Source organism: Candidatus Gracilibacteria bacterium (genome assembly GCA_041661045.1).
In the GTDB taxonomy this organism is placed as follows: Bacteria; Patescibacteriota; Gracilibacteria; order UBA1369; family 2-02-FULL-48-14; genus 2-02-FULL-48-14.
Genome location: JBAZVE010000001.1, coordinates 655,255 through 670,358 on the forward strand (window position 1 = coordinate 655,255; position 15,104 = coordinate 670,358).

At 45.9% G+C, this 15,104-nt stretch carries 9 protein-coding genes; 4 read left to right on the forward strand and 5 right to left on the reverse strand.

Annotated features, from left to right (window positions below; genetic code table 25):
• Positions 1 to 25: 25 nt before the first annotated feature.
• Entirely contained in the window at positions 26 to 3,604 is a 3,579-nt protein-coding gene (locus WC777_03165; protein MFA6024188.1) for a DNA-directed RNA polymerase subunit beta, read from the reverse strand.
• A 226-nt stretch (positions 3,605 to 3,830) separates the two neighbouring features.
• Here WC777_03165 and WC777_03170 point away from each other — a divergent pair, with 226 nt between their 5' ends.
• The 3 genes from WC777_03170 (at position 3,831) to WC777_03180 (ending at position 7,340) form a co-directional block, all read left to right on the forward strand.
• A complete protein-coding gene (locus tag WC777_03170; GenBank protein ID MFA6024189.1) occupies positions 3,831 to 4,346 on the forward strand; it encodes a hypothetical protein in 516 nt (171 codons plus the stop codon).
• 503 nt (positions 4,347 to 4,849) lie between these two features.
• Positions 4,850 to 6,604, forward strand: a complete 1,755-nt coding sequence (locus tag WC777_03175) for an ABC transporter ATP-binding protein (GenBank protein ID MFA6024190.1) — start codon at positions 4,850 to 4,852, stop codon at positions 6,602 to 6,604.
• Positions 6,605 to 6,668: 64 nt separating this feature from the next.
• Positions 6,669 to 7,340 (forward strand): hypothetical protein, encoded by a 672-nt coding sequence (locus tag WC777_03180; protein MFA6024191.1) that lies wholly within the window; start codon positions 6,669 to 6,671, stop codon positions 7,338 to 7,340.
• On the opposite strand, the gene WC777_03185 is transcribed toward WC777_03180, so the two are convergent.
• The gene (locus WC777_03185; protein MFA6024192.1) at positions 7,337 to 7,741 is read right to left on the reverse strand and encodes a hypothetical protein; all 405 of its coding nucleotides are present in this window, start codon (positions 7,739 to 7,741) and stop codon (positions 7,337 to 7,339) included. The genes WC777_03180 and WC777_03185 overlap by 4 nt on opposite strands.
• 76 nt (positions 7,742 to 7,817) lie before the next feature.
• Here WC777_03185 and WC777_03190 point away from each other — a divergent pair, with 76 nt between their 5' ends.
• Positions 7,818 to 8,483: a uracil-DNA glycosylase gene (locus WC777_03190; protein ID MFA6024193.1), complete on the forward strand. Its 666-nt coding sequence runs from the start codon at positions 7,818 to 7,820 to the stop codon at positions 8,481 to 8,483.
• Here WC777_03190 and WC777_03195 read toward each other — a convergent pair.
• Genes WC777_03195 through WC777_03205 form a run of 3 tightly spaced genes read right to left on the reverse strand, consistent with a single transcriptional unit; the run spans position 8,480 to position 15,015 of the window.
• Complete coding sequence (locus tag WC777_03195) at positions 8,480 to 9,385, reverse strand: hypothetical protein (GenBank protein MFA6024194.1); 906 nt, start codon at positions 9,383 to 9,385, stop codon at positions 8,480 to 8,482. The genes WC777_03190 and WC777_03195 overlap by 4 nt on opposite strands.
• 54 nt (positions 9,386 to 9,439) lie before the next feature.
• Positions 9,440 to 10,708: a serine--tRNA ligase gene (serS, locus tag WC777_03200; GenBank protein ID MFA6024195.1), complete on the reverse strand. Its 1,269-nt coding sequence runs from the start codon at positions 10,706 to 10,708 to the stop codon at positions 9,440 to 9,442.
• Positions 10,709 to 10,755: 47 nt separating this feature from the next.
• Complete coding sequence (locus WC777_03205) at positions 10,756 to 15,015, reverse strand: AarF/UbiB family protein (protein ID MFA6024196.1); 4,260 nt, start codon at positions 15,013 to 15,015, stop codon at positions 10,756 to 10,758.
• Positions 15,016 to 15,104: the final 89 nt, after the last annotated feature.

The following is a 15,104-nucleotide window of genomic DNA, read 5'->3' on the forward strand; positions in this document are numbered from 1 at the left end:
AATCAGGACAGGTCTATTTTGAATGCTAAATCTCTTCCTCTAAGTCGGGTTCTTTAGGAGCGTCGACTTCGTCATCCTCTTCATCAAAACTGTCTCCTTCTTCACTGAAACCCGCTTCACCCGCCTCGGCCACAAGGGCTCCTGGCGATTCGAGAATAGGTTCATCTTCCGGTTCGGGTTCCACATACTCGTTTTCGGGATCCACGGTTCCGTCTTCTTCCAGTTGCAAGAGGTCTACATTGAGTCCTAAAGATTGAAGTTCCTTCACGAGCACATTGAAGGATTCCGGTGTGCGAGGTTTTCGAATAGGTTCGGCCTTAATGATGGATTCATAGGCTTTCGCACGGCCATAAGTGTCATCGGATTTGATGGTGAGCATTTCTTGTAGCACATGAGCTGCTCCGTAGGCTTCCAAGGCCCACACTTCCATTTCTCCAAATCGCTGTCCTCCGTGTTGAGCTTTTCCTCCCAAAGGCTGTTGTGTAACCAGAGAGTAGGGCCCGACGCTTCGTGCATGAATCTTGTCTTCAACCAAGTGAGCCAGTTTGAGCATGTAGGCGATTCCAACCGTGCTCTTGTGGTCAAAGGCTTCTCCGGTCTTTCCATCAAAAAGTTGGATTTTTCCATCTTCAGGAAGGTCGGCCTTCTTGAGCATTTCTTTGATCTGTTCGTTGGTCACTCCATTGAGAGTGGGAGTGGCGACATAGACTCCGAGTTTTTCTGCGGCCCAACCCAAGTGGGTCTCCAGAATTTGTCCAATGTTCATACGGCTGGATACTCCAAGTGGATTCAACACAATGTCGACAGGAGTTCCATCCGGCATGTAAGGCATGTCCTCTTGAGGCACAATAATGGAAACGACTCCCTTGTTTCCGTGTCGTCCGGCCATTTTGTCTCCCACTTGAATACGGCGGGTTTGTGCCACTGAAACACGGATTTGTTGAATGACTCCGTTTTCAAGCTCATCTCCGTTTTCACGAGAGAAGATTTGAACACTGACCACTTTTCCTCCTTCTCCACCCGGGAGGCGAAGGGAAGTGTCCTTAACGTCACGAGCTTTGTCTCCGAAGATTGCTCGCAAGAGCCGTTCTTCCGGAGTGAGTTCGGTTTCTCCTTTTGGTGTGATTTTACCCACAAGAATGTCTCCTTCACGAACGGAGGCTCCCACGCGAACGATTCCATCGTCATCGAGATCTTTGAGCCGTGCTTCTCCCACATTGGGGATATCACGAGTCACAATCTCCGGTCCCAGCTTGGTGTCACGGACATCCACGGTAAAGTCTTCAAGGTGGACGGAGCTGAACTTGTCTTCTTTGAGCATTCGGCTGGACAAAATGACGGCATCCTCAAAGTTGTAACCTTCCCATGGCATGTACGCCACGAGGATGTTTTGTCCTAGAGCGAGATCGCCCTTTTCGGTAGAAGCTCCATCGGCCAAAATGTCTCCGGCTTTCACTTTTTGTCCGGTGCTACAAATGGGTCTTTGGTGAAAAGAGCTTCCTTGGTTGGTGCGACGATACACATCCAAATGGTAAGACACTTTCTTTCCTGAGTCGTAGATGACATCGATTCGATTTCCATCCACAAAGGCCACGGTTCCATCTTCTTCCGCAATTTCAACCTGATTGGTGTTGCGGGCGGCGAGGCCTTCCATACCCGTTCCTACCACAGGAGTGGTGGGGCGGAGCAAAGGTACGGCTTGTCGTTGCATGTTGGATCCCATGGAGGCACGAGTGTTGTCATCGTGTTCCAAGAATGGGATCAAGGAAGTGGACACGGAAATAATCTGTTGAGGGGAAATGTCCATGTGAGACACTTCTTTTTCGGTAACGGTAATGGGTTCTCCCATCTTTCGGGCGTTGGCGGTGTCTTCAATAAACTCTCCTTCATGCGTGAGAGGAGTGTTGGCTTGAGCGTAAACGATTTCATTCTCGTCTTCGGCGTCAAAGTAAGAGACCTTGCTTCCCAAGAAGGCTTGCACGGAGACTTCCTTCATGTCTTTTTCTTTTGTCAGGGCCTTGGCGGCCTTTTCATCGATGACCGTTCCTTTCTTGATGCCCGCTACCCCTTCGGCAAGCGTGTGTCCGATGGCGGCTTTTCCGTCATTTTTCACCTCATGCATCACTTCACGGAGAGGAGTTTCGATGAATCCGTATTTGTTGATCTTTGCGTAAGAAGCCAAGTGCACCACGAGACCGATGTTTGGTCCTTCCGGGGTGGCAATAGGACAGATTCGTCCGTAGTGGGAGGGATGCACATCACGAACATCGAAGGATGCGCGTTCACGGGAGAGACCTCCGGGACCCATGGCAGAAAGACGGCGCTTGTGCTCGAGTTCGGACAAAGGATTGGTTTGATCCATGAACTGAGACAATTGTGAACTCGCATAGAATTCACGAAGAGCCGCCGTGATTGGGCGGGAGTTCACCAATTGAGTGGGAGTCACCGTGTCCAGATCCATTACCGTCATACGGTCTTTTGCGATGCGTTCGGTTCGAAGGAGACCCACGCGGAACTTGTTTTGAACGAGTTCTCCAACAGGTCGAATACGACGATTGGAAAGGTGATCGATATCATCCGGAGCCGCTTCTTTATTATTGAGCTTAATGAGATGCTTCAAGATGAGGGTAAAATCGTCAATCTGGAAGGTGTGGAATTTTCGTTCGTTTGGAGTCTTGAGGTCAAAACGACGGTTGATCTTGTATCGTGCAACGCTACCCATGTCGTACTTCTTGTAGTCGAAGAACAGAGACTCGATGAGAGCCTTTGCATTTTCCGGTGTGGCCAAATCTCCCGGACGAATCTTTTTGTAGATGGCCTTGTACGCTTCATCCATGGTTTTTGCAGGGTCCTTTTCAAGCGTGTGCAAAATGTAGTCATGAATGGGATCCCTGATGTCGTCTTTAAAGAGATCCATGATCTTTTTGTCGGTGTCGAAACCGAACACACGGAGCATGGAAGTGATGAAGATTTTTCGCTTTCGATCGATTTTTACAGTGATCACTCCTTTCTTGTCGGTTTCAATTTCGAGCCAAGCTCCTCGTTTTGGAATGATCTTGGCATTGTGCATACCTGAAGCAGCAGGGTTTTTGGAAAAGAACACCCCGGGGGAACGAACAATCTGAGAAACCACCACGCGTTCGATTCCATTCACCAAAAAACTTCCATCGCGCGTCATAAGAGGAATAGGCCCAAGGAAAACATCCTGCTCCTTGATTTCCCCGCTTTCCTTATTAATGAGCTGCACATGCACTTTGAGCGGAGCTTCGTAAGACAGATTCTTAAGACGGCATTGTTCGGGACTGTACTTACATTCCCCCAAAGAGTGGTCAAGAAAGTGCAGTTCGAGTTTCTTCCCCGAGAAATCGGTGATGGGGGAGATTTCCTCGAGAAGCTCACGGATTCCTTCGTTAAGGAACCACTCATAAGATTCCGTTTGAATCTCAATAAGGTTTGGCATTTCTGCCTTTCCGTGAAGGTCGACAAAATATTTCCGATCCAAAGGTTTGGTGGAAAGTGTTTTGTTGGACGCTTCTTTTACCGCAGGGACAGGGAGCTTTTTTTTACCGGCGCTTGACGCGCTTTTCGATGCGGCTTTAGGCATAGTCCTGGATCGGTTTAAGATGTAAAAAATGAAACAGGGCGGTTTCCGCTAGTGGAAGCCGACCTCCTTATCTTTGCTCTCTTGCGCAACACAATCTGTAATTCGAGAGCTATGTCGACAGCCATTCTATAATAAGATATGAATCTGTCGAACAAGTGGACTTGTTTTTTTTGCTAAACATGTTATAATAACATGATTTCTTTTCTATTTTTTAACCAAAACAAATATGAAGAAGAAAATCGTTTACCTCACAGGAGCCCTTGGCGTTCTGCTTGTTTCCGCCGTTGCCGTGGCTTCAAATCCCGGTATGCTCCAGGGTAAATTAAGCCCAATTACATCTTGCGTTCAGGAAAATCTTTTCGATGGAGTACCTGATGATTCAGCTGATTTTATTGCTATGTTGGATGGTTTAAGCTCAGCTACTGCTCCTTCAATTTGTCCTATCCAGATTCAGGCCAATGCCTATCCTGTTGATTCGGGCTATCCCATGAATGTTTCACTTATGTGTAGCTCATCAGAATTGGGAGTTACCCATGAACCTACTGTAGATACTTATGAGATTGAGTGTGCGCAGGAGTTTGGAAGTGTCGAGTATGCTATCCGTGCCAATTTGACTCTTATGGAAGATGGGAGCTATCAGCTCGGGGCTAATGCCGATACAACTGGAGAGCACGCACACTTCGTTTATACTTTAGATCCTGAAACTTTGCTTATCACGCGATTGCCTTTAGATAGATATTAGTTTTTCTAAAAGAAGCCGGGGAAACCTAGCCTTTTCAAAAAAGCCCCCATTCATGGGGGCTTTTTTATTTGTTATACTGTATGCATGCGGAAAAACACCAAACTCACTCTTCTGGTGAGCAAGTGGACCTGCGCTGTCTTTAAAAATATTGTGAACTATTTAGTTTCGATTGGGCTGAGGTGGCGGCAGGGCTGGTGGCTCAGTAGAGTCCCATCGTCTAGTCGAGTTTCTCCGTTTGAGCACATGCCAGAGACAAGCATCCTACAGTTATTTCCAACTGCTTCTCCAACTCTTATCACTTCTACCATTTCAGGCCCATCTGTCGTTTCATGAGCGCCTTCGCAAAGTATTTTCTCTCGGGTTAACCCAACTTTAGGACATCCCGTGAGATCTGCGTATTGGTCTATCATTTGCTCTCTGGTTAAGTGCTAAAACTCTACGCTATTCCTACCTTTTGTCAAATCGCGTTGTTGAACTTGTACTTTAGGTGTTAAACTTGCGGCATGCGAAAAAACACTCGGCTCACCCTGCAGTTTTATGGAAAATATTTGCGGAAGCAATGGTTTTTGGTTTTGCTTGTGTTTATTGGGGCGACGGGGGGTGCATCGGGCGCGATGGTGAATGCGTTTTTCCTTAAGAATTTGATCAATGCATTGAATCAGGGGCAGGCGGAACGGCTCATGCCTATTTTGTTCAGTATTGTGGGCATTGGTCTTGCGGAGTGGTTTTTTTGGCGGCTTTCTTTTTATTCCATGTGCATTGTGGAAAGTCGTGGGATGAAGGAAGTTGCAGACGCTTGTTTTGAGCACCTGCATAAGCACTCCACTAACTTTTTCAACAATCAGTTTGTGGGTTCTTTGGTCAAACGAGTGGGACGGATGGCGCGGAGTTTTGAAGACATTTTAGATCAAATTTTTTATGATTTTTATACTTTGAGTTTGCGCATTGTGATTGCGGTGGTGGTTTTGTTCACGCTTAATTTTTGGCTGGGATTTTCTATTTTGGTTTGGGTCTCTATTTTTGTGGGACTGCATTTGTGGATTTCTTCGTACAAACTCAAACGCTATAACCTTCCTAAAGCGGAGGCAGATACGCGGCTTACCGCTCAGCTTGCCGATAGCATCACCAATAACAGTACGATCAAACTTTTTGCTAACTTTAAATATGAGCGGAGCCGATTTGCGGAGGTGACGCAGGACTGGTCCTCTAAAATTCGGGCGGCATGGTTTTTTAATAATCATGTGGAGGCGGTGCAATTTCTTTTTATGTTGAGCTTGGAATTTTTAGTTTTTTACCTCGCCATTTTGGAGTGGAAAACCGGGTCTTTGACCGTGGGGCATTTCATACTTTTGCAAAGTTATCTTTTAGAATTGTTCTCACAACTCTGGGGCTTTGATCGATCGCTCCGTCGGTTTTATGAAAGCTTGGCGGATGCCGAAGAAATGACGGAGATTTTGCAAACTCCAATTGAAGTGGTGGACAAGCCACGGGCTAAAAATTTGGTGATGAAAAAAGGAGCGGTGGATTTTGATCGCGTGTCGTTTTCCTATACGGATGATATTGATCAAAGTGTGATCAAACAGCTTTCTTTTTCGGTGAAACCGGGCGAGCGGGTTGCACTTATTGGACTTTCGGGTGGAGGGAAAACCACGCTCATTAAACTCCTTTTGCGTCTTTTTGATTTGGATGGAGGGCGCATTCTTTTGGATGGGCAGGACATTGCTCAAGTGACTCAAGACAGCTTGCGAAAACAAATTGCTTTGGTGCCACAAGATCCGGTTTTGTTCCACCGATCACTCATGGAAAATATTCGTTACGGGCGGCTTGAGGCGACCGATAAAGAGGTCATTACGGCGGCGAAACTGGCGCATTGCCATGAGTTTATTTCCAAGTTGCCCAAGGGCTACCAAACTTTTGTTGGGGAGAGAGGCGTTAAACTTTCGGGTGGGGAGCGGCAACGCGTGGCCATTGCCAGAGCTATTTTATCTCAGACCAAGATTTTGGTTTTGGATGAAGCCACTTCGAGCTTGGATTCGGAATCCGAAAAAATGATTAAGGACGCGCTCAAAGTTTTGATGAAGGGAAAAACGGTTTTTGTGATTGCCCATCGTTTGTCCACTGTGGTGGACATGGACCGCATTTTGGTTTTGGAAAAAGGGCAGATCGCGGAGGAAGGCACTCACAAAGATTTGATCAAAAAGAAATCCGGTATTTACAAAAAACTCTGGGATTTGCAGGTGGGTGGGTATTTGGAGTAGTGGGGATTGCCAAATCCGTAGGCGGCATGGTAATCTCACCCTCTATTTTTGTAAGCTCGTTTTTATGTCAGCAGAAAAGGAAGGAAGTACGGACGGTTATGAAGTTGACTCCCGTTTGGTGGATTACAAAGAAATGTACGATAGGTGGTCTCTTGATCGCAAAGGGCAAGTACCTTGGTCCGTTGTGCAAGCTAGACTTTTACACGGAAATAACTTGCAGATAGCTCATGCACTACGACAACCTGTTTTATTTGGATTTGATAAACGGGGGAATCCACTGGTCGCAGACGAAAGCGTTAGGCCAGCTCTGACGAACCGAGAAACGAGTTATGCTGGGGCAAGAAGCGCCGTTGTAAGAGATGGGCATCAAATGTTTCCCCCATTACTACCTGCGAATCCTCCTGGTCGGAGCTTGAAACTTCCCGATTCTGTTTGGCTCCTTTACAGTCAAACTCAAGGTTTGTTTGCAAGTGCCGATGGTTTGCAGTGGGCAGCAAAATCATCTGAAATTAGACAATTTGAAGAGTTTATTGGAGGTCCATTTGTAGGACCACCCAGGAGGATAGGCCATCGTGTATCCTCATTTTTGGACTCTGGGCCCCAGAATCTTTCTTGTGCTTTTGTCATCAATTTTGCCTATGGGGATCCTGGCCATAGTGACTTTACCTATGTAACTGAGGGGGGTGAGTACGATGGAATAGAGCGAGGTGTTCGTCGTATGTTTAGACTCGTCTAGCTCTTCTTCAATAGCACTGCGTAGCTTTTTCGGTTTTGCCACAAAAAGGTAAGATTGAGGAGGAGAAGCACATTGCCCATAACTGCGCCGCCGGTGAAAGGGCCTCCGTCCAGCACCCAGTGGAAAGCCACAATGTTAACCGTGATGGGGAGAATGAGCAGTGCCACCAGTGCCATTCGGTTCGCGATGGTGAGGCCGATGGCGACGGCGAAAATCAGTGCAATGAGCAAGGGGATGTATTGAGCCTCCGTTAATGCTTGGATGAAATTGAAGGCCTTTTCGGTGCTGTACATGTCAGCTGTTGGCTCCGGAAAAACGCCCAGGGTTCCCAGAATGGGCATGAGCATAATGAGGACGAGTAAAACTCTGCCGAGGATGGTGAGGATTTTTTTCATATTCATAAACGGAGTGGATAAGAATGAGACCAGTCTAACAAGACCCTTTGAATTAGCAAGCGGGACTCGTTAGAATTGGGGTATGGACATCAAAATTCACGAATCATGGAAACGGCACTTGGGTGCAGAATTTGAAAAGCCCTACTTTAAAGACTTGGTGGAATTTGTCCGTGCGGAGTACGCTGTGAAGAAAGTTTTTCCGGCACCTGCGAATATTTTTCGTGCCTTTGAACTGTGTCCGTTTGAAGAAGTTAAAGTTGTGATCTTGGGCCAGGATCCGTACCACGGACCGGGGCAGGCGAATGGACTGTGTTTTTCTGTGAATTCGGGTGTGCAAATGCCGCCGTCGCTCCAAAATATTTTTAAGGAAATTCAGGCGGATTTGGGTGGGATTCTCCGCACGGAGGGTTGTTTGGATGACTGGGCGCGGCAGGGGATTTTGCTCCTCAATGCCACGCTCACGGTGCAAGCGCATCAAGCGGGTTCGCATCAAAAAAAAGGTTGGGAACCCTTCACGGATGCGGTGGTGGAAGCCCTTTCGCGCGAAAAAGAAAATTTGGTTTTTATTTTGTGGGGGAGGTACGCGCAAGAAAAAGGCGCGCGCATTGATGCGAGCCGGCATTTGATTTTAAAGGCGGCGCATCCTTCGCCCCTCTCCGCGTACAGTGGATTTTTTGGAAGCAAACCGTTCAGCAAAACCAACGCCTATTTGCAACAGCACGGGAAGGAAGCGGTGAAGTGGGCTTAATCAGTGAACGAGAAGCTTTCAAGAAAGTGAGCGAAAGCCTCAGGCTCGCCGGTGGGTTCTACTAGCACGATATCATAAATGAGTCCGTTTTCTCGCTCCATCATGATGGTGTCAAAAAGGCCAAACGCATTACTGGACCAAGTGTAAGCGGTTTCTCCATCCAGTTGAATTTCTTTGACAGGGCTAACTCTGGAACCCCAGCGAGTGTCGTCACTCATGATCCATTCTTCAAATGTTAAACCTTCTTGCTCGTATTCATATGAAGTGGGGGTGTTCACGGTAATATTTAAATCCCATCGCCAGTACTCAGTTCCGTCATGGAGCTCCGCCTCTTTTTTGCGCTCCATTGAAACTGCTCCTAGGCTGTTGCTACATCCTTCGGTATCGATCTCCCAGTCTTTGGGGAGCTCAAATGAAAAATCATATTCTTCAAAGGTCACCAATTGCCAGCTTTCGTTTAAAATTTCTGTTGTGGCGCCATCTTCGGTACAGGGGATGGTCTCTGTGATTTCATCACTGATTTTACTCTCTTCCACTTTAATCTCTTCTTCCTCTTGCACGGTTTCCCATACGCTGTCGATCTCTTGCTCAATGATCAATACATCTTCTTCCAGCTCCTCAATTTTTTCATTTTGATATTGTATGAACAGCATACCGCCCACGAGAGTCGCGAAGGCAAGAATGAATTTAACTTTTGAATTGAGCTTGGTTTCTTCGTTAGTGATTTTGTAGACCAACCAACTCACGCCAAAAAGAACGAATGAGATTAGTACGGTGTGTAAAATTTTGATGATTAACGGATACTGATAATTGTATTCTCCACTGCCAACAATAAGGATGGCTGCGATGAGCGCCACAAGATATGCGATGAAGGGATTGTTTTTGAGATCAACGATTTTCATGAGGCTGTTTGTGAAGAAGGGTATGCGTATTGTGACGCAGGATCTTTACAAAACTTACACACCAATCTTGTCTCGTCCGCCCATGTAAGGCCGTAGCACTTCCGGAATGGTGATGCTGCCGTTGGCATTTTGGTAGATTTCCAAAATGGGAATGAGAATGCGGGGGGAGGCGATGCAGGTGTTATTGAGAGTGTGCACAAATTGCATTTTGCCGTCCTTGTCTTTGTAACGAGTGTTGAGGCGGCGAGCCTGGTAATCCAGGAAGGTGGAACAAGAATGGGTTTCACCGTAACTTTCGCGAGAGGGCATCCAAGTTTCGATGTCGTTTTTGTAGTATTGGCCTTGTCCCATGTCTCCGCCACAAACCGCTACCACGCGGTAGGGGAGCTTGAGGTCCTGCAAAACTTCCTCAGCATTTTTTAGGAGAAAAGCGTGCATTTTTTTACTTTCTTCCATGTCATTTTTACACAGGACCACTTGTTCGATTTTTTGGAATTGGTGAATGCGGTAAAGCCCGTGTGTGTCTTTTCCGTAAGTTCCGGCTTCACGACGGAAACAGTTGGAATAGCCCGCGTAGAGTTTGGGTAGTTCATCTTCTTTCAAAATTTCGTCGCTGTGGTAAGAAGCCACGGCCACTTCGCTGGTTCCAATCAAATATTTTTCATCGCGTTCCATGGTGTAGGCTTGTTCCTCTCCGCCCGGAAAATATCCGGTGCCTTCCATGGCCTCACGGTTCACCAGGAGCGGGGGAAGGAAGGGGGTGAAGCCTTTGGCCACGAGTTTATTGAGGGTGTATTGCAAAATGGCGAGTTCCAAAAGCATGCCGTCATTCTTTAAAAAGTAGCTTCGACTTCCGCCGATTTTCACTCCTCGGTCGATGTCCACAAGGTCCAGGTCTTTGCCCAGGGTCATGTGATCTTTAGGCTTAAAATCAAATTTTGGAAGTTCGCCCCAGGTGTAAAGTTCCACATTTTCCGTGTCGTCTTTGCCCTCGGGAGCATCGGGAGAAATGAGTCCCGGAGCGCGGAGCATGAGGGCTTTCCATTCGGTTTCCACTTCATTCAAAGCTTCGCTCACGGTTTTTTCACTGTCCCCTTGAGCGCGCATTTCGGCAATGGCTGCTTGCTTTTCTTCGCCGCTGAGTTTTTGGATTTTGTCGGAAGCCTTGTTTTTTTCTGCGCGAAGTGTGTCTAGTTCAGCCTGTAAACTGCGGCGTTTTTCATCGACTTCAATAAATCGATCCACGGCAAAATCGATCCGTTTTTTGCGAGCCGCTTCACGGACGAGTTCAGGATTTTGGACAATGAATTTTGGGTCGAGCATTTTTTGCAAACTTAAAAAGTGCTGAGAGGATAGCGCGAAAGGAGGGATTAGACAAGAAGAGGTGCCAGCTTCATTAGATCCTTCAGTTCGAGTTCCTGAAGAAAGGGAGCCATGAGCCCTAAAGCACGGAAACAATGAACCCATTCTTCTTTGAGTTCAATTTGTTCTGAACGGCAGAAGTCAAAAAATTCTGTTACATTCTGATTTAGGCTTGCCAGGCTTACTTTTTCACTGCCATGGCGTTGAAGCCAAACATTAATTTTATCTTTGAGGTCGGGATGAGCACTTTGCTCTATGATGGATGCCAAAAAAAGACCTAAAGCCATGGGTTTTGAAGCCAAGGGGTTAATCAATTTTTTAAATAAATTTCGTAAGTTGGTGACGGCTTCCGTGCTTAGCTGACCTAGGTTCCCTGGGTCGATCCAAACAATGGACGCGGAGGTCGGCCCCGATTTTCTTTGGATGATCATGTTCCCTGGATTTAAATCGGCATGGTAAGACTTGCCACTTAGTATGAGTCTTAAGTTTGCTAAGGCTACTTCCTTTTTCAAAGCTTTTGGGTCCAGTCCCAGCTTCCCAATTGCACCATCGTCATCAATTGAACAGCCTTTAATCAACTCTAAGATCAAAGCATCTTCGCTCTGAGTGACAGGTTGATCAGCACTATCCAATAGGCCTCTTTTCACTAGAGGTGTGCGGATTCCTTCGATCCGTTCTATATGCAAACCCGCGTTTAAGCTCTCGTAATTGTTTCGTTCATTCCCCATGGAAAGCTCCTCTTTTATTTGCTGCTTAACAATGGTTGCCAGATTAGTAGGTAGGCTGATTGGAAAGAGCCTTTTCCCTGAATGAGTGGCAGTATTAAAGTGCTCAACCAACGAAGCCAGGACTTGAGCATCCTCCTCCAGTTCCAAATCCAACCAGGAGTGGATTTTTTTATAAGCGACCCTTTCTCCGGAATGTAGTTCTGCTTCATATACGGCTGCCATGGATCCCTCCGCAATTTTCCGTCCGATTTCTTTTAAAGGACTTCTTCCCCCAAAGGCTTGATTGGAGAGTTCATAGACCAAAACCTTATCAGCGTGTTGATTTTGATCGGATAATTTTCTAAAAGCGTGTCTCCACTCTTCCGGCAAATCTCTGACTTGTGTGGCGATGTACTGTCCTGCTTTAATCATTATGCCTCCGTATGCTTGCATGATGGATGCCAATGCTTCCGGAACGGAGTGGATATTATCTGAGGTCATTAATGTCCAAATATCGTGAAAGATAGCAGGAAGTTTTTCTTGTGGACATGTCAGAAGAAATACATTTAGTAAGGATTTACAGGCTTGTCTTCCATTCTCATCCAACTGATTGGTAACTCCTTCTTTTCTGTCTACAAGCAATCGTACAACTTCTTGAACAAACTTCTCTTTTCGTTTCCCATTCATTGCTCCTTTTGGAGCAATAAGTAGCTCGGTTAATAGATTGATGCGATCTTGCTTTGAGAAGCTCACGCCAGCGCGCATTGCCTCCTCTAAGTTTATTCCTAAAGAGAGCTCGATCATCACTCCGAGTGAGGGTTTGCTCAGGAGGAAGTCATCGAGTTCGTACCCTTTTGCAAACTTTAATGACTGTTCTTTTAAGTTGCCATATAAGGCTTGTATGCGGTACGGGGTTACCTTCTTGAACTCATAAATGTTTTCTTCCAAGTATAAATTGGTGGCTTTGAATAAAAAGCGTCTCTTGCCGAGCAAATAGAGTAATATTTCTTCACGGTCGAGGCTATCGACTTTTTCGATGGTGTCCATCAGTGTTTCAGTTCGCACTACAGTTTGTCTTTTTCTCTTTTCTGTGGATAAGAGTGCGGGTGTTTGATAGAGCTTGGACAGTGCTAAGGTGTCCTCCTCTGTCTGTGCTTGGTCAATGAGTGTGCGAAGCTTTTCATCCCTTTCTGCACAAGGGTATGGGAAGCAAGAGATCAACTCTTTCAAGGCTCGATTTGCTCTTAAGTGAGGTGGAACTTCAGCTAAAACTTCATTTAAGTAAGTTTCATCAAATGGGATTATGCACTGATCCTTTAGTTCCCATAAACGAGAGGAAGCGGCAAGTATAAAAATAGGATTCTTAAAATGTCGCGCAAAACGTGTCAACAGGTTGGGATCTTCAAGGGCTTGAATTTTGGTCACTACTGTTTCAATCTCGTGGGTATAGTGAATGGTGGGCCACCCCACAGAGCGCATGAGCCAGAGATCTCGCTCCAAACATTGACTTGAATAGCATCCCACCAAATAATCAATCGCTTCTGTACCCGTTTTTGTTAACCAGTCTTTATAATGGGAACTAAACTCCCAAAATAAATCTTCCACAGCGAAACCAACTGAACTTAAGGATTCAGTGTAAGGAACAGCACGCCGTTTTGTGCCAGAAAAATAGGCTAGAGCTGTTTCTTCACCCAAAGCACCCACCATCATTCTCGGATCTTCCCAAAAATTGAGATCTGAAATTTCATGGTCGCCAAGTGTGGCTCGTGCAGCCACATTAAAAGCCCTCCTTTTCATTTGTTCGTCAAAAAATGCACTTGCTTCACTCTCGTTTGATAATGCATGAATGGTGTCGTGTATTGTTTTGATCCAATAATCGTGGAGATCTACCACATCAAACTCTATTCCTTGTTCTTTTAAAATCTCTTCGACTTCGTCTTTCGGTTTCCCAATTAAGAGCTGAGCTGGGATCCGAACCACAAAATATTCGTGTTTGTTTTTTTCAATTTGGATTGAGTCTCCGTTGGAAACAAGGACGATTTTCCCTAAGAAGGACTTCTTCCCCTCTTGTATGCGTACAGAAAAGTTTGAAGAATAGAGGGGGCGTGGCGCGGTTGACCTAGGAGAAGCAATTTTTCCTCCGGTATAACTCAATTGCCAGTCTTTATTCAAGTACATTGTGCCAAAAAATTCCTCCGCGATGAAGCCGTAACGCGATAGTTTTTCTTCAAACCACTGTCTATCCTTCGCTTTTAATAGTTCGCGCGCCGCATCGTGGGCAATGTACGGGAAAAATACTCCATTATTCCTGTAAAAATTTTCAGCGAGATCTAAAAGTGGATCAAAATCAGGCTCTTTGCTTAAGTAGACTTCGACCAGAATGGCCATTACTCCGTAAACCATTCCAGGCACTTTGCTTACGCCTTTACCTCTGGACAAGCACCGTTTTGGGTCTAGGTTCATGAGTTCTAATAGGTCTTGAGGGCTCAAGGCTTGCAATTGTTCTCTTATGTCATCCTGTTCAACTTCATCAAAAGCAGAAAGCATTGCGGCACGCCACCATTCATCCTTGAGGTTGGAAGTTAAGCCCTCGACATTCACATTTGAAGCGAAAATGCCGCTGGATAGAGTGGGGTCATCGTAAACGATGTCTTTAGGGTTGATGTAATCATTACCACTAAGGTGGAAGTTCATCCATCGGGTAGGTATTTCCCACTCCACGCGTTTCCGATGAAAATCTGAATGTTTTGCGGGTGATAATGTGTGTTTGGGATCGTAGCGGAGTGTGCTGGAATAAAACGCTCGTCGTAAACGCTTAAGCTGCTGAAGGCGACGGGTGGTCATGGGATGGGTACTAAGAAGAGAACTGAAGACGATAGTTTCGGCTGCTTTAAGAGCTTTTCCTTGTTCCGAATCGAGTATTTCGTGGGCGTCGATTACACATTGTGGGTCTACCCCTAATCTAGTCATCAAGTACACAGACAGTCGATCTACGCAGTACTCTTCTTCATAGCTATCAATGTGGTTAAGAAGGAATTCTGTAGCTGCGCTTGCTATTTCGAGATGTTCTTTGTTCGAGAAAAACAGATGTGCCAATTCGTGAGCCAATACCCCCAATATTTTGTCATGTTCGTAGTTGAGTGAATGGATTAGGGATGAGGAAATGTAAACTGTGCGAGTGGTTTTTACGATGGATGCATTGGGTACATTATCTTCGTCTTCATAAACTCTTATATTTTGAATCAAACCTGGGTATCCTGCCACTTCACTCAGTTCATCCACTATCGATTTAAGCTCGGTTAATATCGGGTGATCTTCTCTTAACACCACGCTAAAATTTCTGACATTGGCATCGAACCCTTCACCTAAGACGCGGTCTTCATTTGATGGTTCTATGATGGGGAGTTCGGCAATGGGTGGGTAGGTCTTTTTTGCCGTGACACTCACCAAGGCTTCCTTAAAGGCAAGGTCAGATTGGACTTTAGTGAAATCTGTAGAATCTGGAGCTTGAGCTTGCTTACCCATTTCCTCCAAATGGGTGGGTTTCTTTTTATCACTCATTCATGCGGGATTAACTGCTGTGTGGCATCCCTTAATTATAGCATATTTTAAAAGGTTCCACAAACCTGTTTGTGCTGAGCACTTAATCT